General features: G+C 57.8%; 19 protein-coding genes and 1 tRNA gene. All 20 read right to left on the bottom strand.

Features of this window, described 5'->3' with window-relative positions:
• The 20 genes from rpsS to tuf (RIN61_RS14065) all read right to left on the bottom strand — a co-directional run bounded on the left by rpsS (position 1) and on the right by tuf (RIN61_RS14065) (position 20,995).
• The gene (gene rpsS, locus RIN61_RS14160; RefSeq protein WP_003255482.1) at positions 1-276 is read right to left on the bottom strand and encodes a 30S ribosomal protein S19; all 276 of its coding nucleotides are present in this window, start codon (positions 274-276) and stop codon (positions 1-3) included.
• Between the two features lie 16 nt (positions 277-292).
• Positions 293-1,117, bottom strand: a complete 825-nt coding sequence (gene rplB, locus RIN61_RS14155) for a 50S ribosomal protein L2 (RefSeq protein WP_003255483.1) — start codon at positions 1,115-1,117, stop codon at positions 293-295.
• 14 nt (positions 1,118-1,131) lie between these two features.
• On the bottom strand, positions 1,132-1,431 hold the full coding sequence (gene rplW, locus RIN61_RS14150; protein WP_003255484.1) for a 50S ribosomal protein L23: 300 nt from the start codon (positions 1,429-1,431) through the stop codon (positions 1,132-1,134).
• Complete coding sequence (rplD, locus tag RIN61_RS14145) at positions 1,428-2,030, bottom strand: 50S ribosomal protein L4 (protein WP_008089819.1); 603 nt, start codon at positions 2,028-2,030, stop codon at positions 1,428-1,430. The genes rplW and rplD overlap by 4 nt, the downstream gene beginning before the upstream one ends.
• 12 nt (positions 2,031-2,042) lie before the next feature.
• The gene (gene rplC, locus RIN61_RS14140; RefSeq protein WP_003257089.1) at positions 2,043-2,678 is read right to left on the bottom strand and encodes a 50S ribosomal protein L3; all 636 of its coding nucleotides are present in this window, start codon (positions 2,676-2,678) and stop codon (positions 2,043-2,045) included.
• Between the two features lie 80 nt (positions 2,679-2,758).
• Complete coding sequence (rpsJ, locus tag RIN61_RS14135) at positions 2,759-3,070, bottom strand: 30S ribosomal protein S10 (protein ID WP_003186070.1); 312 nt, start codon at positions 3,068-3,070, stop codon at positions 2,759-2,761.
• Positions 3,071-3,211: 141 nt separating this feature from the next.
• Positions 3,212-4,405, bottom strand: a complete 1,194-nt coding sequence (tuf, locus tag RIN61_RS14130) for an elongation factor Tu (RefSeq protein ID WP_013970626.1) — start codon at positions 4,403-4,405, stop codon at positions 3,212-3,214.
• Between the two features lie 27 nt (positions 4,406-4,432).
• Positions 4,433-6,580 carry an elongation factor G gene (gene fusA / locus RIN61_RS14125; RefSeq protein WP_112249305.1) on the bottom strand — a complete coding sequence of 716 codons (2,148 nt, stop codon included), beginning with the start codon at positions 6,578-6,580 and terminating at the stop codon, positions 4,433-4,435.
• 30 nt (positions 6,581-6,610) lie between these two features.
• Positions 6,611-7,081, bottom strand: coding sequence for a 30S ribosomal protein S7 (rpsG, locus tag RIN61_RS14120; RefSeq protein WP_003246741.1), 471 nt, complete (start codon positions 7,079-7,081; stop codon positions 6,611-6,613).
• A gap of 106 nt (positions 7,082-7,187) precedes the next feature.
• Positions 7,188-7,559, bottom strand: coding sequence for a 30S ribosomal protein S12 (gene rpsL / locus RIN61_RS14115; protein WP_003255492.1), 372 nt, complete (start codon positions 7,557-7,559; stop codon positions 7,188-7,190).
• A gap of 211 nt (positions 7,560-7,770) precedes the next feature.
• The gene (gene rpoC, locus RIN61_RS14110) at positions 7,771-11,970 is read right to left on the bottom strand and encodes a DNA-directed RNA polymerase subunit beta' (protein WP_112249306.1); all 4,200 of its coding nucleotides are present in this window, start codon (positions 11,968-11,970) and stop codon (positions 7,771-7,773) included.
• Positions 11,971-12,034: 64 nt separating this feature from the next.
• The gene (gene rpoB / locus RIN61_RS14105; protein WP_013970631.1) at positions 12,035-16,108 is read right to left on the bottom strand and encodes a DNA-directed RNA polymerase subunit beta; all 4,074 of its coding nucleotides are present in this window, start codon (positions 16,106-16,108) and stop codon (positions 12,035-12,037) included.
• 220 nt (positions 16,109-16,328) lie between these two features.
• On the bottom strand, positions 16,329-16,694 hold the full coding sequence (gene rplL, locus RIN61_RS14100; protein WP_003255496.1) for a 50S ribosomal protein L7/L12: 366 nt from the start codon (positions 16,692-16,694) through the stop codon (positions 16,329-16,331).
• A 77-nt stretch (positions 16,695-16,771) separates the two neighbouring features.
• On the bottom strand, positions 16,772-17,272 hold the full coding sequence (gene rplJ / locus RIN61_RS14095; RefSeq protein WP_016715872.1) for a 50S ribosomal protein L10: 501 nt from the start codon (positions 17,270-17,272) through the stop codon (positions 16,772-16,774).
• A 197-nt stretch (positions 17,273-17,469) separates the two neighbouring features.
• A complete protein-coding gene (gene rplA / locus RIN61_RS14090) occupies positions 17,470-18,165 on the bottom strand; it encodes a 50S ribosomal protein L1 (RefSeq protein WP_085626170.1) in 696 nt (231 codons plus the stop codon).
• Positions 18,165-18,596 carry a 50S ribosomal protein L11 gene (gene rplK, locus RIN61_RS14085; protein ID WP_003255500.1) on the bottom strand — a complete coding sequence of 144 codons (432 nt, stop codon included), beginning with the start codon at positions 18,594-18,596 and terminating at the stop codon, positions 18,165-18,167. The genes rplA and rplK overlap by 1 nt, the downstream gene beginning before the upstream one ends.
• A 119-nt stretch (positions 18,597-18,715) precedes the next feature.
• Positions 18,716-19,249, bottom strand: a complete 534-nt coding sequence (nusG, locus tag RIN61_RS14080) for a transcription termination/antitermination protein NusG (protein ID WP_003255501.1) — start codon at positions 19,247-19,249, stop codon at positions 18,716-18,718.
• Between the two features lie 9 nt (positions 19,250-19,258).
• Entirely contained in the window at positions 19,259-19,627 is a 369-nt protein-coding gene (secE, locus tag RIN61_RS14075) for a preprotein translocase subunit SecE (RefSeq protein ID WP_112249307.1), read from the bottom strand.
• A 44-nt stretch (positions 19,628-19,671) separates the two neighbouring features.
• A tRNA-Trp gene (locus tag RIN61_RS14070) sits at positions 19,672-19,747 on the bottom strand.
• A gap of 54 nt (positions 19,748-19,801) precedes the next feature.
• Entirely contained in the window at positions 19,802-20,995 is a 1,194-nt protein-coding gene (tuf, locus tag RIN61_RS14065; RefSeq protein ID WP_013970626.1) for an elongation factor Tu, read from the bottom strand.
• Positions 20,996-21,029: the final 34 nt, after the last annotated feature.

The following is a 21,029-nucleotide window of genomic DNA, read 5'->3' as shown; positions in this document are numbered from 1 at the left end:
TTAACGCTTGGCTTTCTTGTCAGCCACGTGCCCGCGGTAGGTGCGGGTACCGGCGAACTCGCCCAGTTTGTGGCCGACCATGTCTTCGTTCACCAGAACTGGGACATGTTGACGACCGTTGTGTACCGCGATGGTCAGACCGACCATTTGTGGCAGGATCATCGAACGGCGCGACCAGGTTTTAACTGGCTTGCGATCGTTCTTCTCCACCGCCACTTCGACCTTCTTCAGCAGGTGAAGATCGATAAAAGGACCTTTTTTCAGAGAACGTGGCACTGTCGTATCCCTCTAGTTACTTGCGACGACGGACGATCATGTTGTCGGTACGCTTATTACCACGGGTTTTAGCACCCTTGGTTGGGAAGCCCCATGGCGATACCGGATGACGACCACCGGAGGTACGACCTTCACCACCACCGTGTGGGTGGTCAACCGGGTTCATGGCAACACCACGAACGGTTGGGCGAACGCCGCGCCAGCGTTTGGCACCAGCTTTACCCAGCGAACGCAGGCTGTGCTCGGAGTTCGAGACTTCGCCCAGGGTCGCACGGCACTCAGCCAGGACTTTACGCATTTCACCAGAGCGCAGACGCAGGGTCACGTAGACACCTTCGCGAGCGATCAGCTGAGCCGAAGCACCAGCGGAACGAGCGATCTGAGCACCTTTACCCGGCTTCAGTTCGATGCCGTGAATGGTGCTACCTACTGGAATGTTGCGCAGCTGCAGGGAGTTACCGGCCTTGATTGGGGCCAGGGCACCTGCGATCAGCTGGTCGCCAGCGCTCACGCCTTTAGGGGCGATGATGTAGCGACGCTCACCGTCTGCGTAGCACAGCAGGGCGATGTGAGCAGTACGGTTCGGGTCGTATTCGATACGCTCGACAGTGGCTGGAATGCCATCTTTGTCGTTGCGACGGAAGTCGACCAGACGGTAATGCTGCTTGTGACCACCACCAACGTGACGAGTGGTAATGCGGCCATTGTTGTTACGACCACCAGACTTCGATTTTTTCTCGATCAGCGGTGCGTGAGGAGCGCCTTTGTGCAGCTCCTTGTTGACCACCTTGACCACGAAACGGCGGCCAGGGGAAGTCGGTTTGCATTTAACGATTGCCATGATGCACCCCTTCCTTACTCAGCACTGCTGCTGAAATCGAGATCTTGGCCTGGCTGAAGGGAGACGATCGCCTTCTTCCAGTCATTACGCTTGCCCAGACCACGTGCGGTACGCTTGGTTTTACCCAGGACGTTAACAGTCGACACGTTTTCAACTTTTACGTTGAACAGGCCTTCGACAGCTTTCTTGATTTCCAGCTTGGTTGCATCGGTAGCAACCTTGAATACGAACTGGCCTTTTTTCTCAGCCAGAACGGTAGCCTTCTCGGAAACGTGCGGGCCAAGGAGGACTTTGAATACGCGTTCCTGGTTCATCCCAGCAGCTCCTCGAATTTCTTCACGGCCGAGACAGTGATCAACACTTTCTCGTATGCGATCAGACTGACCGGGTCGGAACCTTGTACGTCACGTACATCGACGTGCGGCAGGTTGCGAGCAGCCAGGTACAGGTTCTGATCAACAGCGTCGGAAACGATCAGTACGTCGTTCAGACCCATGCCGTTCAGCTTGTTCAGCAGATCTTTGGTTTTCGGCGCTTCAACAGCGAAGTCCTGAACCACGACCAGACGGTCGCTACGCACCAGCTCAGCGAGGATGGAGCGCAGGGCTGCGCGGTACATCTTCTTGTTGAGCTTCTGCGAGTGATCTTGAGGGCGAGCTGCGAAGGTTACACCACCGCCACGCCAGATCGGACCACGAGTGGTACCAGCACGAGCACGGCCAGTACCCTTCTGACGCCATGGGCGCTTACCGCCACCAGCCACGTCGGAACGGGTCTTCTGCTGCTTGGTGCCCTGACGGCCGCCGGCCATGTAGGCCACGACTGCTTGGTGTACCAGCGTCTCGTTGAATTCGCCACCGAAAGTCAGTTCGGAAACTTCGATCGCCTGAGCGTCATTTACATTGAGTTGCATGTCAGTTTCCCCTTAACCGCGAGCCTTGACAGCTGGACGTACAACCACGTCGCCGCCAGTAGCGCCTGGAACGGCACCCTTGACCAGCAGCAGGTTGCGTTCAGCGTCTACGCGAACAACTTCCAGGGACTGAACAGTCACGCGCTCGGCGCCCATGTGACCGGACATTTTCTTGCCCTTGAACACACGACCAGGAGTCTGGCACTGGCCGATGGAACCTGGGACACGGTGCGACACGGAGTTACCGTGGGTGTTGTCCTGGCCACGGAAGTTCCAGCGCTTGATGGTACCGGCGAAGCCTTTACCTTTGGACTGACCAGTAACGTCTACCAGCTGGCCTGCAGTGAAGAGTTCAGCTTTGATCAGATCGCCAGCCTGGAAATCGCCTTCTTCAAGACGGAACTCCCAGACACCGCGACCAGCGGCAACGTTGGCCTTGGCGAAGTGACCTGCCTGAGCGGCAGTCACACGCGAAGCACGACGCTCGCCGACAGTGACTTGCACTGCACGGTAGCCATCGGTTTCTTCAGTTTTGAACTGGGTGACGCGATTCGGCTCGATCTCAATGACCGTGACCGGAATGGAGACACCTTCTTCGGTGAAAATGCGGGTCATACCGCACTTGCGACCGATTACACCAATAGTCATGTTGTAAACCTCATGAGTGTACGGGGCTTTCACCCGCTATGGCCGCCCATTTCAGAGCGTTACACGACTAGACCGAAGTCTTAGCCGAGGCTGATCTGTACTTCCACACCTGCCGCCAGATCAAGCTTCATCAGCGCATCAACGGTTTTATCCGTTGGCTGGACGATGTCCAGAACACGCTTATGAGTGCGGATCTCGTACTGGTCGCGCGCGTCTTTGTTGACGTGCGGGGAAACCAGAACGGTGAAACGCTCTTTGCGGGTAGGCAGTGGAATTGGACCACGCACTTGTGCACCAGTACGTTTCGCGGTTTCCACGATTTCCTGGGTGGATTGGTCGATCAGGCGATGGTCGAAAGCCTTCAACCTGATACGGATTTGCTGATTTTGCATTGGATTTCAGACTCCAGGCTGTTCCCAACGGACGCACTACGCCCGCTAAAAGGAGGCGTGATTCTATAGACGCCCCCATTTAGTGTCAACCCAATAAAAAAAACCCCCGCTGAGCGGGGGTTTTTTCAATCGGTCGAGTGATTACTCGATGATTTTGGCTACGACGCCGGCGCCGACGGTACGACCGCCTTCACGGATAGCGAAGCGCAGACCGTCTTCCATTGCGATGGTCTTGATCAGGGTAACAGTCATCTGAATGTTGTCACCTGGCATTACCATTTCAACGCCTTCCGGCAGTTCGCAGTTACCGGTCACGTCAGTGGTACGGAAGTAGAACTGAGGACGGTAGCCTTTGAAGAACGGAGTGTGACGACCGCCTTCTTCCTTCGACAGAACGTAGACTTCTGCGGTGAACTTGGTGTGCGGCTTGACCGAACCTGGCTTGACCAGAACCTGGCCACGCTCAACGTCGTCACGCTTGGTACCACGCAGCAGAACGCCGCAGTTCTCGCCAGCACGGCCTTCGTCCAGCAGCTTGCGGAACATCTCAACACCGGTGCAGGTGGTGGTGGTGGTGTCACGCAGACCAACGATTTCCAGCGGATCCTGAACGCGGACGATACCACGCTCGATACGACCGGTAACAACGGTACCACGACCCGAGATCGAGAATACGTCTTCGATCGGCATCAGGAACGGCTGGTCAACGGCACGAACTGGCTCAGGGATGTAGGCATCCAGAGTTTCTACCAGCTTCTTGACAGCGGTAGTACCCATTTCGTTGTCGTCTTTGCCTTCCAGCGCCATACGAGCCGAACCGATGATGATCGGGGTGTCGTCGCCTGGGAAGTCGTAGGTGGACAGCAGGTCGCGAACTTCCATCTCGACCAGTTCCAGCAGCTCGGCGTCGTCTACCAGGTCAGCCTTGTTCAGGAAGACCACGATGTAAGGAACGCCTACCTGACGGGACAGCAGGATGTGCTCACGGGTTTGTGGCATCGGACCATCGGCGGCCGAGCAAACCAGGATCGCGCCGTCCATCTGGGCAGCACCGGTGATCATGTTCTTCACGTAGTCAGCGTGACCTGGGCAGTCAACGTGAGCGTAGTGACGAATGTTCGAGTTGTACTCGACGTGAGCGGTGTTGATGGTGATACCGCGCGCTTTTTCTTCCGGAGCCGAGTCGATCTTGTCGAACTCAACGACTGCCGAACCGAAAACTTCGGAGCAGACGCGAGTCAGAGCTGCGGTCAGAGTGGTCTTACCGTGGTCAACGTGGCCGATAGTGCCGACGTTAACGTGGGGAAGGGAACGATCAAATTTTTCTTTAGCCACGACAGTGAACCTCTTGCCTAAAGGGGATTAGCCTTGTTTTTTAACGAGTGCTTCGACGATGTTCGACGGAGCTTCGGCGTATTTGGAGAATTCCATGGAGTAGCTTGCGCGACCCTGAGACATGGAACGAACGTCGGTTGCGTAACCGAACATCTCTCCGAGCGGAACTTCAGCGCGGACGACGCGGCCAGAGACCGACTCATCCATACCCTGGACCAGACCACGACGACGGTTCAGGTCACCCATCACGTCACCCAGGTAGTCTTCCGGGGTTACAACTTCGACCTTCATGATCGGCTCGAGAACCACGCCACCGCCTTTCTGGGCCAGTTGCTTGGTTGCCATCGAAGCAGCGATCTTGAACGCCATTTCGTTGGAGTCGACGTCGTGGTACGAACCGTCGAATACCGCGGCCTTCAGGCCGATCAGAGGATAACCGGCAACAACGCCGTTTTTCATCTGCTCTTCGATACCCTTCTGGATCGCAGGGATGTATTCCTTAGGAATCACACCGCCAACGACTTCGTTGGAGAACACCAGACCTTCGGTGATGTTGCCCTTGTCGTCCTGATCCGGCTCCGAGAAACGGATCCAGCAGTGACCGAACTGACCACGACCGCCCGACTGACGAACGAACTTGCCTTCGATCTCGACGTTGGACTTGGTGATCTTCTCGCGGTACGAAACCTGCGGCTTGCCGATGTTGGCCTCGACGTTGAACTCGCGCTTCATGCGGTCAACGAGGATGTCCAGGTGCAGCTCACCCATACCGGAGATGATGGTCTGACCAGTTTCTTCGTCGGTCTTGACGCGGAACGACGGGTCTTCCTGAGCCAGCTTGCCCAGTGCGATACCCATCTTCTCCTGGTCGGCCTTGGTTTTCGGCTCTACGGAGAGCGAAATCACAGGCTCAGGGAAGTCCATACGCTCGAGGATGATCGGCTTGTCGGCGTTGCACAGGGTGTCACCGGTGGTGACGTCCTTCATGCCGATCAGAGCAGCGATGTCGCCTGCACGTACTTCCTTGATTTCTTCACGCTGGTTGGCGTGCATCTGCACCATACGACCAACGCGTTCTTTCTTGCCCTTGACCGAGTTGATGACGGAGTCACCGGAGGTCAGGAAGCCCGAGTAAACACGAACGAAGGTCAGAGTACCAACGAACGGGTCGGTGGCAATCTTGAACGCCAGGGCCGAGAACGGCTCGTTGTCGTCAGCGTGACGCTCGTCGAACTGCTCAGGCTTGACTTCGTCCTTCGGCACGTCGATCAGGTCAGGGTGGATACCCTTGATCGCCGGGATTTCGGTCGGAGCAGGCAGGAAGTCGATAACGGCGTCGAGAACCAGGGGAACGCCCTTGTTCTTGAACGACGAACCGCAGACAGCCGGAACGATCTCGCTGGCCAGGGTGCGCGCGCGCAGGCCTGCCTTGATCTCTTCGACGGTCAGCTCACCTTCTTCAAGGTACTTGTTCATCAGCTCTTCGTTGGCTTCGGCGGCGGCTTCAACCATGTTGTTGCGCCATTCGTTAGCCAGCTCGACCATATCCGCAGGAATTTCTTCCTCGCGGTAGGTAGTGCCCTTGTCGTCGTCGTTCCAGTAGATGGCTTTCATCTTGATCAGGTCGACCTGACCCTGGAAGTCGTCTTCTGCACCGATAGCCAGCTGGACCGGAACCGGGGTGTGACCCAGGCGGTTCTTGATCTGGCCGACAACGCGCAGGAAGTTGGCACCGGCACGGTCCATCTTGTTCACGTAGACAACACGTGGAACGCCGTACTTGTTGGCCTGACGCCATACGGTTTCGGACTGCGGCTCAACGCCGGAGGTGCCGCAGAACACAACGACCGCGCCGTCGAGTACACGCAGCGAACGCTCTACTTCAATGGTGAAGTCAACGTGGCCGGGGGTATCGATGACGTTTACGCGGTAGTTGTCGTACTGACCACGGGAACCTTTCCAGAAGGTGGTAACGGCAGCGGAGGTAATGGTGATACCGCGCTCCTGCTCCTGCACCATCCAGTCGGTGGTCGCGGCGCCGTCGTGCACCTCGCCCATCTTGTGGCTCAGACCTGTGTAGAACAGGATCCGCTCGGTAGTGGTAGTCTTGCCCGCGTCAACGTGGGCACAGATACCGATGTTACGGTAGCGGTTAATTGCTGTAGTACGAGCCATAAAGCCCTCGCAAAATAATTGATGCTTGAATTAGAAGCGGTAGTGCGAGAACGCTTTGTTGGCTTCGGCCATACGGTGCACGTCTTCACGCTTCTTGACTGCAGCACCCTTGCCTTCAGCAGCATCCAGCAGTTCGCCGGCCAGGCGCAGGGCCATCGACTTCTCGCCGCGCTTGCGGGCGTAGTCTACGAGCCAGCGCATTGCCAGAGCGTTACGACGGGATGGACGAACTTCAACCGGAACCTGGTAAGTGGCACCGCCGACACGGCGGGACTTTACTTCGACCAGCGGAGCGATGGCGTCGAGAGCTTTCTCGAAGATTTCCAGGGGGTCGCTGTTCTTGCGTGCTTTGACGGTATCCAGGGCACCGTAAACGATGCGCTCGGCTACGGCCTTCTTGCCGCTTTCCATCACGTGGTTCATGAACTTGGCGAGAATCTGGGATCCGTACTTCGGATCGTCAAGGATCTCACGTTTTGCTGCTACACGACGTCTTGGCATGATAAGCCCTCAAACGGTCTTCAGGTTAGCCCGGGACGTGGGTCTTCGACCCCTGCCCGACCTTACTCTTATCGACTCAAATAAATGGATGTCTGCAAACGACCGATTACTTCGGACGCTTGGTACCGTACTTCGAACGACCCTGGTTACGGCCTTTGACGCCCGAAGTATCCAGAGAGCCGCGAACGGTGTGGTAACGAACACCTGGCAAGTCTTTTACACGGCCGCCACGAATCAGGACGACGCTGTGCTCTTGCAGGTTGTGGCCTTCACCACCGATGTACGAGGAAACCTCGAAACCGTTGGTCAGACGCACACGGCATACTTTACGCAGTGCCGAGTTAGGTTTTTTCGGCGTGGTGGTGTACACGCGGGTGCACACGCCACGACGCTGCGGGCAGTTCTGCAGCGCAGGAACGTCGGACTTCTCGACCGAACGCTTACGCGGCTGACGTACCAGCTGGTTGATAGTTGCCATCTACTAGCTCCACTGATTGTCTTGCGACTCTATTGTCTTGCAAGAAAGCCAAAAATTGGCGAGACGGAGCCTCACCAAATTTAAGGGTACAAAAGTCTAAAGAGGATCTTGCACCCAGTCAAGACGAGGCCCCGGCCCTCCCCGCCCGATCATCGGCAACATTTCATGTCGTCGATGACCGTTCGAGGCTTGCCGGGGCCCTGCCCTGTACTTAGTTACCGCTGGAGTTCAGCGCTTCGGTCAGTGCGGCTTCCACCTCACTGGCGCTCACACGCAGCGGCTTGTCGGCATCACGGCGACGCTTGCGCTCGCTGTGGTAGGCCAGACCAGTACCGGCCGGGATCAGACGACCCACGACCACGTTCTCTTTCAGGCCGCGCAGGTAATCGCGCTTGCCGGTTACCGCCGCTTCGGTCAGTACGCGGGTGGTTTCCTGGAAGGAAGCCGCGGAGATGAACGACTCGGTCGACAGCGACGCCTTGGTGATACCCAGCAGCACGCGGGTGAACTTGGAGACGAACTTGTCCTCGGCGGCGAGACGCTCGTTCTCTACCAGTACCTGGGTCAGTTCCATCTGGTCGCCCTTGATGAAGCTGGAATCGCCCGACTCGGAGATCTCGACCTTGCGCAGCATCTGACGCAGGATGGTCTCGATGTGCTTGTCGTTGATCTTAACGCCTTGCAGACGGTAAACGTCCTGGATCTCGTTGACGATGTACTTCGCCAGCGCGCTCACACCCAGCAGACGCAGGATGTCGTGCGGATCGCTCGGGCCGTCGGAGATAACTTCGCCGCGGTTTACCTGTTCGCCTTCGAAGACGTTCAGGTGGCGCCACTTCGGAATCAGCTCTTCGTACGGATCGCTACCGTCGGTCGGAGTGATGACCAGACGACGCTTGCCCTTGGTCTCTTTACCGAACGCGATGGTGCCGCTGACTTCAGCCAGAATCGAGGCTTCTTTCGGACGGCGCGCTTCGAACAGGTCGGCAACGCGCGGCAGACCACCGGTGATGTCACGGGTCTTCGACGTTTCTTGCGGGATACGCGCGATAACGTCACCAACGCCGATCTGGGCACCGTCAGCCACACCGACAAGGGCGTTGGCCGGCAGGAAGTACTGGGCAGGTACGTCGGTACCTGGCAGATACAGATCCTTGCCAGAAGCATCGACCATCTTGATTGCCGGACGGATTTCCTTGCCAGCGGCAGGGCGATCCTTGACGTCCAGGACTTCGATGTTGGTCAAACCGGTCAGTTCGTCGGTCTGACGCTTGATGGTGATGTTTTCTTCCATGCCCACGAAGGTCACGGTACCTTTCAGCTCGGTAACGATCGGGTGGGTGTGCGGGTCCCACTTGGCGACGATGGCGCCAGCTTCGACCTTGTCACCTTCCTTGACCGAAATCACCGCACCGTAAGGCAGCTTGTAGCGCTCACGCTCACGACCGAACTCGTCGGCAATCGCCAACTCGCCCGAACGCGATACAGCAACCAGGTTGCCATCGGCACGCTCTACCTGCTTCAGGTTGTGCAGACGCACCATACCGCCGTTCTTCACCTGGACGCTGTCGGCAGCCGAGGTACGGCTTGCAGCACCACCGATGTGGAACGTACGCATGGTCAGCTGGGTACCCGGCTCACCGATCGACTGTGCAGCGATAACACCGACAGCTTCACCGATGTTCACCTGGTGACCGCGAGCCAGGTCACGACCGTAGCACTTGGCGCAGATACCGTAGCGGGTTTCGCAGTTGATCGGCGAACGCACGACTACTTCGTCGATGCTGTTCAGCTCGATGAACTCTACCCACTTCTCGTCGACCAAGGTGCCGGCCGGAACGATGACGTCCTCGGTGCCTGGCTTGAACACGTCACGGGCGATGACACGACCCAGTACACGCTCACCCAGCGGCTCTACAACATCGCCACCTTCGATGTGCGGGGTCATCAGCAGGCCCTGGTCGGTGCCGCAGTCGATCTCGGTAACCACCAGATCCTGGGCAACGTCTACCAGACGACGAGTCAGGTAACCGGAGTTAGCAGTCTTCAGTGCGGTATCCGCCAGACCCTTACGAGCACCGTGGGTCGAAATGAAGTACTGCAGAACGCTCAGGCCTTCACGGAAGTTCGCCGTGATCGGCGTCTCGATGATGGAGCCGTCCGGCTTGGCCATCAGGCCACGCATACCGGCCAGCTGACGGATCTGGGCTGCGGAACCCCGCGCACCGGAGTCAGCCATCATGTACATCGAGTTGAAGGACTCTTGCTCGACTTCCTTGCCTTCGCGGTCGATGACCTTCTCTTTCGAGAGGTTGGCCATCATCGCCTTGGACACTTCGTCGTTCGCCTTCGACCACAAGTCGATGACCTTGTTGTACTTCTCGCCCTGGGTTACCAGGCCGGAGGCGTACTGGCTCTCGATCTCCTTCACTTCATCGGTAGCGGTACCGATGATGCGGGCTTTTTCATCCGGGATAACGAAGTCGTTAACACCGATGGAAACGCCGGAAATGGTCGAGTAAGCGAAACCGGTGTACATCAGCTGGTCAGCGAAGATCACGGTCTCTTTCAGACCAACCACGCGATAGCACTGGTTGATCAGCTTGGAGATCGCCTTCTTCTTCATAGGCTGGTTGACCACGTCGTACGGCAGACCTGCCGGTACAACCTGGAACAGCAGCGCACGGCCGACGGTGGTGTCGACGATACGGGTGTTCTTGACCACGGAACCATCACGCTCTTTCACGGTTTCGTTGATACGAACCTTGATTTTCGCGTGCAGGGCAGCCTCGCCGGCGCGGAATACGCGGTCGACTTCCTGCAGGTCGGCGAATACGCGACCTTCGCCCTTGGCATTGATGGCTTCACGGGTCATGTAGTACAGACCCAGTACCACGTCCTGCGACGGAACGATGATTGGCTCACCGTTGGCTGGCGACAAGATGTTGTTGGTCGACATCATCAGCGCGCGCGCTTCGAGCTGGGCTTCCAGGGTCAGCGGCACGTGAACGGCCATCTGGTCACCGTCGAAGTCGGCGTTGTACGCGGCGCAGACCAGTGGGTGCAGCTGGATGGCCTTACCTTCGATCAGAACCGGTTCAAAGGCCTGGATACCCAGACGGTGCAGGGTCGGTGCACGGTTGAGCAGCACGGGGTGTTCGCGGATCACCTCGGCGAGCACGTCCCACACCTCTGGCAGCTCGCGCTCGACCATCTTCTTGGCAGCCTTGATGGTGGTCGCCAGACCACGCATTTCCAGCTTGCCGAAAATGAACGGCTTGAACAGCTCGAGAGCCATTTTCTTCGGCAGACCGCACTGGTGCAGACGCAGGGTCGGGCCTACGGTAATTACCGAACGGCCGGAGTAGTCCACACGCTTACCGAGCAGGTTCTGACGGAAGCGACCTTGCTTACCTTTGATCATGTCGGCCAGGGACTTCAGCGGACGCTTGTTCGAGCCAGTGATGGCGCGACCGCGACGGCCGTTGTCCAGCAGGGCGTCGACCGCTTCCTGCAACATGCGCTTTTCGTTGCGCACGATGATGTCCGGCGCCGACAGATCCAGCAGGCGCTTCAGACGGTTGTTACGGTTGATCACCCGACGATACAGGTCGTTCAGGTCGGAGGTCGCGAAGCGGCCACCATCCAGCGGTACCAGCGGACGCAGGTCCGGCGGCAGCACTGGCAAGACGGTCAGGACCATCCACTCAGGCAGGTTGCCCGAGCCCTGGAAAGCTTCCATCAGCTTCAGGCGCTTGGACAGCTTCTTGATCTTGGTTTCCGAGTTGGTCTGCGGAATCTCTTCGCGCAGGCGACCGATCTCGTGCTCCAGGTCGATAGCGTGCAGCAGCTCGCGGACAGCTTCGGCACCCATGCGGGCGTCGAAGTCGTCACCGAACTCTTCCAGCGCTTCGAAGTACTGCTCGTCGTTCAGCAGCTGACCCTTTTCCAGAGTGGTCATGCCCGGGTCGATAACGACGTAGCTCTCGAAGTAGAGCACGCGCTCGATGTCACGCAGGGTCATGTCCATCAGCAGGCCGATACGGGACGGCAGCGACTTCAGGAACCAGATGTGGGCAACAGGCGAGGCCAGTTCGATGTGCGCCATGCGCTCACGACGAACTTTTGCCAAGGCAACTTCAACGCCGCACTTCTCGCAGATCACGCCGCGGTGCTTGAGGCGCTTGTACTTGCCGCACAGGCACTCGTAGTCCTTGACTGGGCCAAAGATCTTGGCGCAGAACAGGCCGTCACGCTCAGGTTTGAACGTACGGTAGTTGATGGTTTCCGGCTTCTTAACTTCACCGAACGACCACGAACGGATCATTTCAGGCGACGCCAGACCGATGCGGATGGCGTCGAACTCTTCGACTTGACCCTGGTTTTTCAGCAAATTCAGTAGGTCTTTCAAGGCCTTTCCTCCTGGCGGAGCAGGGAGCGGGCATTACCTGCCCCACTCCCCTTCGCGTCACGTGTTATTCGGTTTCCAGATCGATATCGATACCGAGCGAACGGATCTCTTTGATCAACACGTTGAAGGACTCGGGCATGCCCGGCTCCATACGGTGATCGCCATCCACGATGTTCTTGTACATCTTGGTACGGCCGTTCACGTCGTCCGACTTCACTGTGAGCATTTCTTGCAGGGTGTATGCCGCGCCGTATGCTTCCAGCGCCCACACTTCCATCTCCCCGAAACGCTGACCACCGAACTGCGCCTTACCACCCAGCGGCTGCTGGGTAACCAGGCTGTAGGAACCAGTGGAACGCGCGTGCATCTTGTCGTCCACCAAGTGGTTCAGCTTGAGCATGTACATGTAACCAACGGTCACAGGACGCTCGAACTTGTTGCCGGTACGGCCATCGAACAGCACCATCTGGCCGCTCTCTGGCAGGTCGGCCAGCTTCAGCATGGCCTTGATCTCGCGCTCCTTGGCACCGTCGAAGACCGGGGTAGCCATTGGCACGCCCTTCTTCAGGTTGTGGGCCAGGGCCAGGATCTCTTCGTCGGTGAACTCGTCGAGGTTTTCCTGACGACCGCCGATCTCGTTGTAGACCTCGGTCAGGAACACGCGCAGTTCAGCGGCCTTGCGCTGCTCTTCGATCATGCGATCGATCTTCTCGCCCAGCCCTTTGGCTGCGAGGCCCAGGTGGGTTTCGAGGATCTGACCGACGTTCATACGCGAAGGTACGCCCAGCGGGTTCAGTACGACATCGACCGGAGTACCGTTGGCGTCGTGCGGCATGTCTTCGACCGGCATGATTACCGAGACAACACCCTTGTTACCGTGACGACCGGCCATCTTGTCACCCGGCTGGATGCGACGGCGGATTGCCAGGTAAACCTTGACGATCTTCAGTACGCCCGGTGCCAGGTCATCGCCCTGCTGCAGCTTGCGCTTCTTGTCTTCGAACTTGTCGTCCAGCAGACGGCGACGGTCGACGATGTACTGCTGAGCCTTTTCCAGCTGCTCGTTCAGTGCATCTTCAGCCATGCGCAGTTTGAACCACTGGCCGTGCTCCAGACCGTCCAGCACTTCGTCAGTGATCACGGTGCCTTTCTTCAGGCCCGCGCCACCGTCGACCACCTGGCCGTTCAGGGCGGAACGCAGACGCTCGAAGGTTGCGCCTTCGACGATGCGGAACTCTTCGTTGAGGTCCTTGCGGATCTCGTCCAGCTGCATCTTCTCGATGGCCAGGGCGCGGCTGTCGCGCTCGACGCCATCACGGGTGAAGACCTGTACGTCGATGACGGTACCCTTGGTGCCGGTCGGCACGCGCAGGGAGGTGTCCTTAACGTCGCTGGCCTTCTCACCGAAGATTGCGCGCAGCAGTTTTTCTTCCGGAGTCAGCTGGGTTTCGCCTTTTGGCGTGACCTTGCCGACCAGGATGTCGCCAGCGCCGACTTCGGCACCCACGTAGACGATACCGGCTTCGTCCAGCTTGTTCAGTGCGGCTTCACCCACGTTCGGGATGTCCGCAGTGATTTCCTCTGGGCCAAGCTTGGTGTCACGCGCCACACAGGTCAGTTCCTGGATGTGGATGGTGGTGAAGCGGTCTTCCTGGACCACACGCTCGGACAGGCAGATGGAGTCTTCGAAGTTGAAGCCGTTCCACGCCATGAACGCGATGCGCATGTTCTGACCCAGTGCCAGTTCACCCATATCGGTGGACGGGCCGTCGGCCATGATGTCGCCACGCTGAACCTTGTCACCCTTGCTCACCAGCGGACGCTGGTTGATGCAGGTGTTCTGGTTCGAACGGGTGTACTTGGTCAGGTTGTAGATATCCACACCTGCTTCGCCGGTTTCCACTTCGTCGTCGGCAACGCGAACAACGATACGGCTGGCATCGACCGAGTCGATCACACCACCGCGGCGAGCAACCACGCAGACACCGGAGTCACGAGCAACGTTGCGCTCCATGCCGGTACCTACCAGCGGCTTGTCGGCGCGCAGGGTCGGTACAGCCTGACGCTGCATGTTCGAACCCATCAACGCACGGTTGGCGTCGTCGTGCTCGAGGAACGGAATCAGCGACGCAGCGACCGAAACAACCTGCTTCGGCGAAACGTCCATCAGGGTGACGTCTTCCGGCGCCTTGACGGTGAATTCGTTCAGGTGACGAACAGCTACCAGCTCATCGATCAGTTGCTTCTTCTCGTTCATCGCGGCCGAAGCCTGGGCGATGACATGATCCGCTTCTTCAATGGCCGACAGGAACACGATGTCGTCGCTGACCACGCCTTCCTTCACCACGCGGTACGGGCTTTCCAGGAAGCCGTACTGGTTGGTGCGGGCGTAGGCTGCCAGGGAGTTGATCAGACCGATGTTCGGACCTTCAGGGGTCTCGATCGGGCACACACGGCCGTAGTGGGTCGGGTGTACGTCACGGACTTCGAAGCCGGCACGCTCACGGGTCAGACCGCCAGGGCCGAGCGCGGAGACGCGGCGCTTGTGGGTGATCTCGGAGAGCGGGTTGTTCTGGTCCATGAACTGGGACAGCTGGCTGGAACCGAAGAACTCTTTCACTGCCGCCGCTACCGGCTTGGCATTGATCAGGTCCTGCGGCATCAGGCCTTCGCTTTCCGCCATCGACAGGCGTTCCTTGACCGCGCGCTCGACGCGCACCAGGCCAACGCGGAACTGGTTCTCGGCCATCTCGCCGACGCAACGTACGCGACGGTTACCCAGGTGGTCGATGTCGTCGACGATGCCTTTGCCGTTACGGATGTCGACCAGGGTCTTCAGAACCTCGACGATATCTTCCTTGCTCAGCACGCCCGAACCTTCGATCTCGGTACGACCGATACGACGGTTGAACTTCATGCGGCCAACGGCGGACAGGTCGTAACGCTCGGCGCTGAAGAACAGGTTGTTGAACAGGGTCTCGGCAGCGTCCTTGGTTGGCGGCTCGCCAGGACGCATCATGCGGTAGATCTCGACCAGGGCTTCCAGCTGGTTGCTGGTAGTGTCGATCTTCAGGGTATCGGAGATGAACGGACCGCAGTCGATGTCGTTGGTGTACAGGGTCTCGATACGGACGACCTGTGCCTTGGCGACCTTGATCAGCAGTTCGGTGGTCATCTCGGTATTGCATTCGGCCAGGATCTCGCCGGTAGCCGGATGCACGATGGCCTTGGCGGTAGTGCGGCCCAGGACGTATTCCATAGGAACGTCCAGCTGCTTGACGCCGGCCTTCTCGAGCTGGTTGATGTGGCGCGCGGTAATACGGCGGCCCTGCTCGACGATGACTTTGCCGGTTTCGTCATGGATATCCATGACTGCAACCTCACCACGCAGACGCTGCGGTACCAGTTCCAGGCTGAGTTTCTCGCCGGAAATGTGGAACACGTTGGTGGTGTAGAAGGTGTTCAGCACTTCTTCAGTGCTGTAACCCAGGGCACGCAGCAGCACCGAGGCCGGCAGTTTGCGGCGACGGTCGATACGTACGAACACGCAGTCCTTCGGGTCGAACTCGAAGTCCAGCCAGGAGCCGCGGTAAGGGATGATGCGAGCGGAGTACAGCAGCTTGCCGGAGCTGTGAGTCTTGCCACGGTCGTGGTCGAAGAACACACCAGGCGAACGGTGCAGCTGGGAAACGATCACACGCTCGGTACCGTTGATAACGAAGGTACCGTTCTCAGTCATCAGGGGGATTTCACCCATGTAGACTTCTTGCTCTTTGATGTCCTTGATCGCTTTGTTCGACGATTCCTTGTCGAAGATGATCAGGCGCACCTTGACCCGCAGTGGGACTGCAAAGGTCACGCCACGCAGGACACATTCCTTCACATCGAAGGCGGGTTCGCCCAGGCGATAGCCTACGTACTCCAGGGCAGCATTGCCGGAGTAGCTGATGATCGGAAATACCGATTTGAAGGCCGCGTGCAGGCCGACGTCGCGGAACTGATCCTTGGATGCTCCCGCTTGCAGGAATTCGCGATACGAATCCAGCTGGATGGCCAGGAGGTAAGGCACATCCATGACGTCCGGCAACTTGCTAAAGTCCTTGCGGATACGTTTTTTCTCAGTGTATGAGTAAGCCATCAGCGTTCCCCAGCTTGGTCACCTGCTTGTTTGGCTTCTCCCGGCGGGAGCAGCCAGAAAATCGTGCAAACCCCTTGGTTTGCGCCACCCACATGGGTGTCTTGCAGCTTGTTATCGGGGCCGGCCTGACCGGCCACCAATAACGGAAAAAGGCCGGTGGCATAAGCCACCAGCCATCAGCCCTTCGCTCAACGCTCGGACTGGAGTCGCAAGGTCGAGATTACTTCAGCTCGACTTTAGCGCCAGCTTCTTCCAGCTTCTTCTTAGCGTCTTCAGCGGCTTCTTTCGAAACGCCTTCAGCTACAACCTGAGGAGCGCCATCGACTTTCTCTTTGGCTTCTTTCAGGCCCAGACCGGTCAGTTCGCGAACGGCTTTGATCACGTTCACTTTCTTGTCGCCGGCTTCAACCAGAACAACGTTGAACTCGGTCTGCTCTTCAACAACGGCAGCAGCAGCAGCTGGGCCAGCAGCGGCAACAGCAGCGGTAACGCCGAAGGTTTCTTCCATAGCTTTGATCAGCTCAACAACTTCCAGAACGGTTTTCTGGCCGATTGCTTCGATGATTTGTTCGTTAGTCAGAGACATGACTTAAATCCTGTATTGGGGTGACAGCCTACGCAGCCATCAAATTAAACGTATGATTTTGAAAGAGTTCGCACGCGTTAGGCGGCGGTAGCTTCTTTCTGGTCGCGAATGGCTGCCAGAGTACGAGCCAGCTTGCTGGTGGCGCCTTGAATAACGCTCATCAGTTTTGCGATAGCTTCGTCGCGGGTCGGCAGGGTAGCCAACACGTCGATCTGGTTCGCTGCAATGAAATTGCCGTCAAACGCAGCTGCCTTGATCTCGAACTTGTCCTGACCCTTGGCGAACTCTTTGAACAGACGAGCAGCAGCGCCCGGGTGTTCGTTGGAGAAAGCAATCAGGGTCGGGCCTTTGAACGCGTCGTTGAGGATCGAGAATTCGGTGCCTTCAACAGCGCGCTTGAGCAGGGTGTTACGTACGACACGTACGTAAACGCCAGCTTCGCGGGCCTCTTTACGGAGTCCGGTCATTGCGCTTACAGTCACACCACGGGCATCAGCCACGACAGCGGACAGAGCGACTTTGGCAGCCTCGTTGACTTCAGCGACGATGGCCTTCTTGTCTTCGAGTTTAATTGCCACGGGTTTACTCCTGGTTTTTACCGTTTCATCTGGCCGAAGCCGGATGTCGTTTTGGTGTCTGATTCGGTAACGAATCGGGAGCACCATCTGCGTGGGCTGGTGTTTTAAGGCTCGCGCCGCCTACGGTCTTGGATAGCCCCCGCCAGGCAGGGACCCCAATTTTTGCAGGTGGCGCGACAAGTCGCGCCACCATGTTCTTACACGTTCAGCGAGCTCTGATCGATGACCAGACCTGGGCCCATGGTGGTGCTCAGGGTAACGCGCTTGACGTAGATACCTTTCGAGGAAGCTGGCTTGATACGCTTCAGATCAGCGATCAGGGCTTCAACGTTTTCCTTCAGCTTGCCGGCTTCGAAGCCGATCTTGCCAACGGAGGTGTGGATGATACCGTTCTTGTCGGTACGGTAGCGAACCTGACCAGCCTTGGCGTTCTTGACGGCGCCGGCTACGTCTGGGGTTACGGTACCAACTTTCGGGTTAGGCATCAGGCCGCGAGGACCCAGAACCTGACCCAGCTGACCTACAACGCGCATGGCATCAGGCGATGCGATGACGACGTCATAGTTCAGGTCGCCGCCTTTCATTTCGGCAGCCAGATCGTCCATACCTACGCGGTCAGCGCCGGCAGCCAGAGCGGCTTCAGCAGCTGGACCCTGGGTGAAGACAGCAACGCGAACGGTCTTGCCAGTGCCGTGTGGCAGCACGGTAGCGCTACGTACGACCTGGTCGGATTTACGCGGGTCAACACCGAGGTTAACGGCGATGTCGTAGGACTCTACGAACTTGGCAGCCGGCAGCGAAGCCAGCAGAGTGGCCGCTTCTTCGAAGTTGTAGGCCTTGCCTGCTTCGATTTTCTCGGCGATTGCCTTTTGGCGTTTGGTCAGCTTAGCCATTACACACCCTCCACGTTCAGGCCCATGCTGCGGGCAGAGCCAGCGATGGTGCGTACAGCAGCGTCCAGGTCAGCGGCAGTCAGATCAGCCTGTTTAGCCTTGGCGATGTCTTCCAGCTGAGCACGGGTAACGGTACCGACTTTAACGGTGTTCGGACGAGCCGAACCACTGGTCAGGCCAGCAGCTTTCTTCAGCAGAACCGAGGCAGGGGTGCTCTTGGTCTCGAAGGTGAAGCTACGGTCGCTGTAGACAGTGATGATCACAGGAGTCGGCAGGCCGGCTTCTTGACCCTGAGTACGGGCGTTGAAGGCCTTGCAGAATTCCATGATGTTCACACCGTGTTGACCCAGTGCTGGACCAACGGGTGGGCTTGGGTTGGCCTGGCCGGCCTTAACTTGCAGCTTGATGTAAGCCTGAATCTTCTTAGCCATGAGCTACTCCAAAATCGGGTACGAACGCCTGATGGCTCCCCGGATGACTTGCGTTTTATCCCAGTGACGACAAAACCCCGCAGCACACAGGGCTGCGGGGTATGGGATGCTTCGTCCGCCTAGACCTTTTCGACCTGGCTGAACTCGAGCTCTACCGGAGTAGAGCGACCGAAAATGAGCACTGCAACCTGCAGGCGGCTCTTCTCGTAGTTAACCTCTTCGACACTACCATTGAAGTCAGCGAACGGACCGTCAATGACTCGAACCACTTCACCCGGCTCGAACAGTGTCTTCGGCTTCGGCTTGTCGCTACCGTCGGCTACGCGACGCAGGATGGCCTCAGCTTCTTTATCAGTGATCGGCGCAGGCTTGTCTGCGGTACCACCAATAAAGCCCATCACACGAGGGGTATCCTTGACCAAGTGCCAAGTCCCTTCGTTCATCTCCATCTGGACCAATACATAGCCAGGGAAGAATTTACGCTCACTCTTGCGCTTCTGGCCGTTGCGCATTTCGACGACTTCTTCGGTCGGGACCAGGATCTCGCCGAAACCGTCTTCCATGCCAGCCAGCTTGACGCGCTCGATCAGGGAGCGCATTACATGCTTCTCGTAACCCGAGTAAGCATGCACAACATACCAACGCTTAGCCACGGATCACCTTTAGCCAACGATCAAGGAGACCGCCCAGCCGAGCAGGGAATCAAGACCCCACAGCAGCAGTGCCATAACCAGCACAACAGCCACGACAATCAGCGTGGTCTGGGTGGTTTCCTGGCGGGTCGGCCACACGACTTTACGAATCTCGGTACGAGCTTCCTTCGCCAGCGTAAAGAACGACTTGCCCTTCGCAGTCTGCAAGGCAACAAAGCCCGCGACAGCAGCCAGGACGAGAAGTGCAAGGACGCGATACAGGATCGGGGACGCGGAGTAATACTGGTTACCCACTACGCCGACAACCACCAAAGCCACTACAGCCAGCCACTTGAACAGATCAAAACGCGATTCTTGGGCTTCAGTTTTGGGAGTCATCGAGGAGGATCCTGTAAGAAGAAAGCCATCACACCGAAGTGAAATGGCAGGTCAGGAGGGAATCGAACCCCCAACCTACGGTTTTGGAGACCGTCGCTCTGCCAATTGAGCTACTGACCTGTAACGCTGTATCAGGCCGGCCATTATACCGGCCTGATCAAGTAAATCAACTACTTATTCAATAATTTTTGCTACGACGCCGGCGCCGACGGTACGACCGCCTTCACGGATAGCGAAGCGCAGACCGTCTTCCATTGCGATGGTCTTGATCAGGGTAACAGTCATCTGAATGTTGTCACCTGGCATTACCATTTCAACGCCTTCCGGCAGTTCGCAGTTACCGGTCACGTCAGTGGTACGGAAGTAGAACTGAGGACGGTAGCCTTTGAAGAACGGAGTGTGACGACCGCCTTCTTCCTTCGACAGAACGTAGACTTCTGCGGTGAACTTGGTGTGCGGCTTGACCGAACCTGGCTTGACCAGAACCTGGCCACGCTCAACGTCGTCACGCTTGGTACCACGCAGCAGAACGCCGCAGTTCTCGCCAGCACGGCCTTCGTCCAGCAGCTTGCGGAACATCTCAACACCGGTGCAGGTGGTGGTGGTGGTGTCACGCAGACCAACGATTTCCAGCGGATCCTGAACGCGGACGATACCACGCTCGATACGACCGGTAACAACGGTACCACGACCCGAGATCGAGAATACGTCTTCGATCGGCATCAGGAACGGCTGGTCAACGGCACGAACTGGCTCAGGGATGTAGGCATCCAGAGTTTCTACCAGCTTCTTGACAGCGGTAGTACCCATTTCGTTGTCGTCTTTGCCTTCCAGCGCCATACGAGCCGAACCGATGATGATCGGGGTGTCGTCGCCTGGGAAGTCGTAGGTGGACAGCAGGTCGCGAACTTCCATCTCGACCAGTTCCAGCAGCTCGGCGTCGTCTACCAGGTCAGCCTTGTTCAGGAAGACCACGATGTAAGGAACGCCTACCTGACGGGACAGCAGGATGTGCTCACGGGTTTGCGGCATCGGACCATCGGCAGCCGAGCAAACCAGGATCGCGCCGTCCATCTGGGCAGCACCGGTGATCATGTTCTTCACGTAGTCAGCGTGACCTGGGCAGTCAACGTGAGCGTAGTGACGAATGTTCGAGTTGTACTCGACGTGAGCGGTGTTGATGGTGATACCGCGCGCTTTTTCTTCCGGAGCCGAGTCGATCTTGTCGAACTCAACGACTGCCGAACCGAAAACTTCGGAGCAGACGCGAGTCAGAGCTGCGGTCAGAGTGGTCTTACCGTGGTCAACGTGGCCGATAGTGCCGACGTTAACGTGGGGAAGGGAACGATCAAACTTTTCCTTAGCCATCGATACAATCCTCCGCAGAAGAAATAGTCTTGCG

Source organism: Pseudomonas inefficax (genome assembly GCF_032164165.1).
GTDB lineage: Bacteria > Pseudomonadota > Gammaproteobacteria > Pseudomonadales > Pseudomonadaceae > Aquipseudomonas > Aquipseudomonas inefficax.
The sequence above is the reverse complement of the archived record's forward strand: the minus strand, read 5'-3'. Positions and strand labels throughout refer to the sequence as shown.

Coding starts and splice junctions, on each gene's coding strand:
- rplB (WP_003255483.1), bottom strand. CDS start 1,117: ATGGCAATCGTTAAATGCAAACCGACTTCCCCTGGCCGCCGTTTCGTG.
- rplW (WP_003255484.1), bottom strand. CDS start 1,431: ATGAACCAGGAACGCGTATTCAAAGTCCTCCTTGGCCCGCACGTTTCC.
- rplD (WP_008089819.1), bottom strand. CDS start 2,030: ATGCAACTCAATGTAAATGACGCTCAGGCGATCGAAGTTTCCGAACTG.
- rplC (WP_003257089.1), bottom strand. CDS start 2,678: ATGACTATTGGTGTAATCGGTCGCAAGTGCGGTATGACCCGCATTTTC.
- rpsJ (WP_003186070.1), bottom strand. CDS start 3,070: ATGCAAAATCAGCAAATCCGTATCAGGTTGAAGGCTTTCGACCATCGC.
- fusA (WP_112249305.1), bottom strand. CDS start 6,580: ATGGCTCGTACTACAGCAATTAACCGCTACCGTAACATCGGTATCTGT.
- rpsG (WP_003246741.1), bottom strand. CDS start 7,081: ATGCCAAGACGTCGTGTAGCAGCAAAACGTGAGATCCTTGACGATCCG.
- rpsL (WP_003255492.1), bottom strand. CDS start 7,559: ATGGCAACTATCAACCAGCTGGTACGTCAGCCGCGTAAGCGTTCGGTC.
- rpoB (WP_013970631.1), bottom strand. CDS start 16,108: ATGGCTTACTCATACACTGAGAAAAAACGTATCCGCAAGGACTTTAGC.
- rplL (WP_003255496.1), bottom strand. CDS start 16,694: ATGTCTCTGACTAACGAACAAATCATCGAAGCAATCGGCCAGAAAACC.
- rplA (WP_085626170.1), bottom strand. CDS start 18,165: ATGGCTAAGCTGACCAAACGCCAAAAGGCAATCGCCGAGAAAATCGAA.
- rplK (WP_003255500.1), bottom strand. CDS start 18,596: ATGGCTAAGAAGATTCAGGCTTACATCAAGCTGCAAGTTAAGGCCGGC.
- secE (WP_112249307.1), bottom strand. CDS start 19,627: ATGACTCCCAAAACTGAAGCCCAAGAATCGCGTTTTGATCTGTTCAAG.
- tuf (WP_013970626.1), bottom strand. CDS start 20,995: ATGGCTAAGGAAAAGTTTGATCGTTCCCTTCCCCACGTTAACGTCGGC.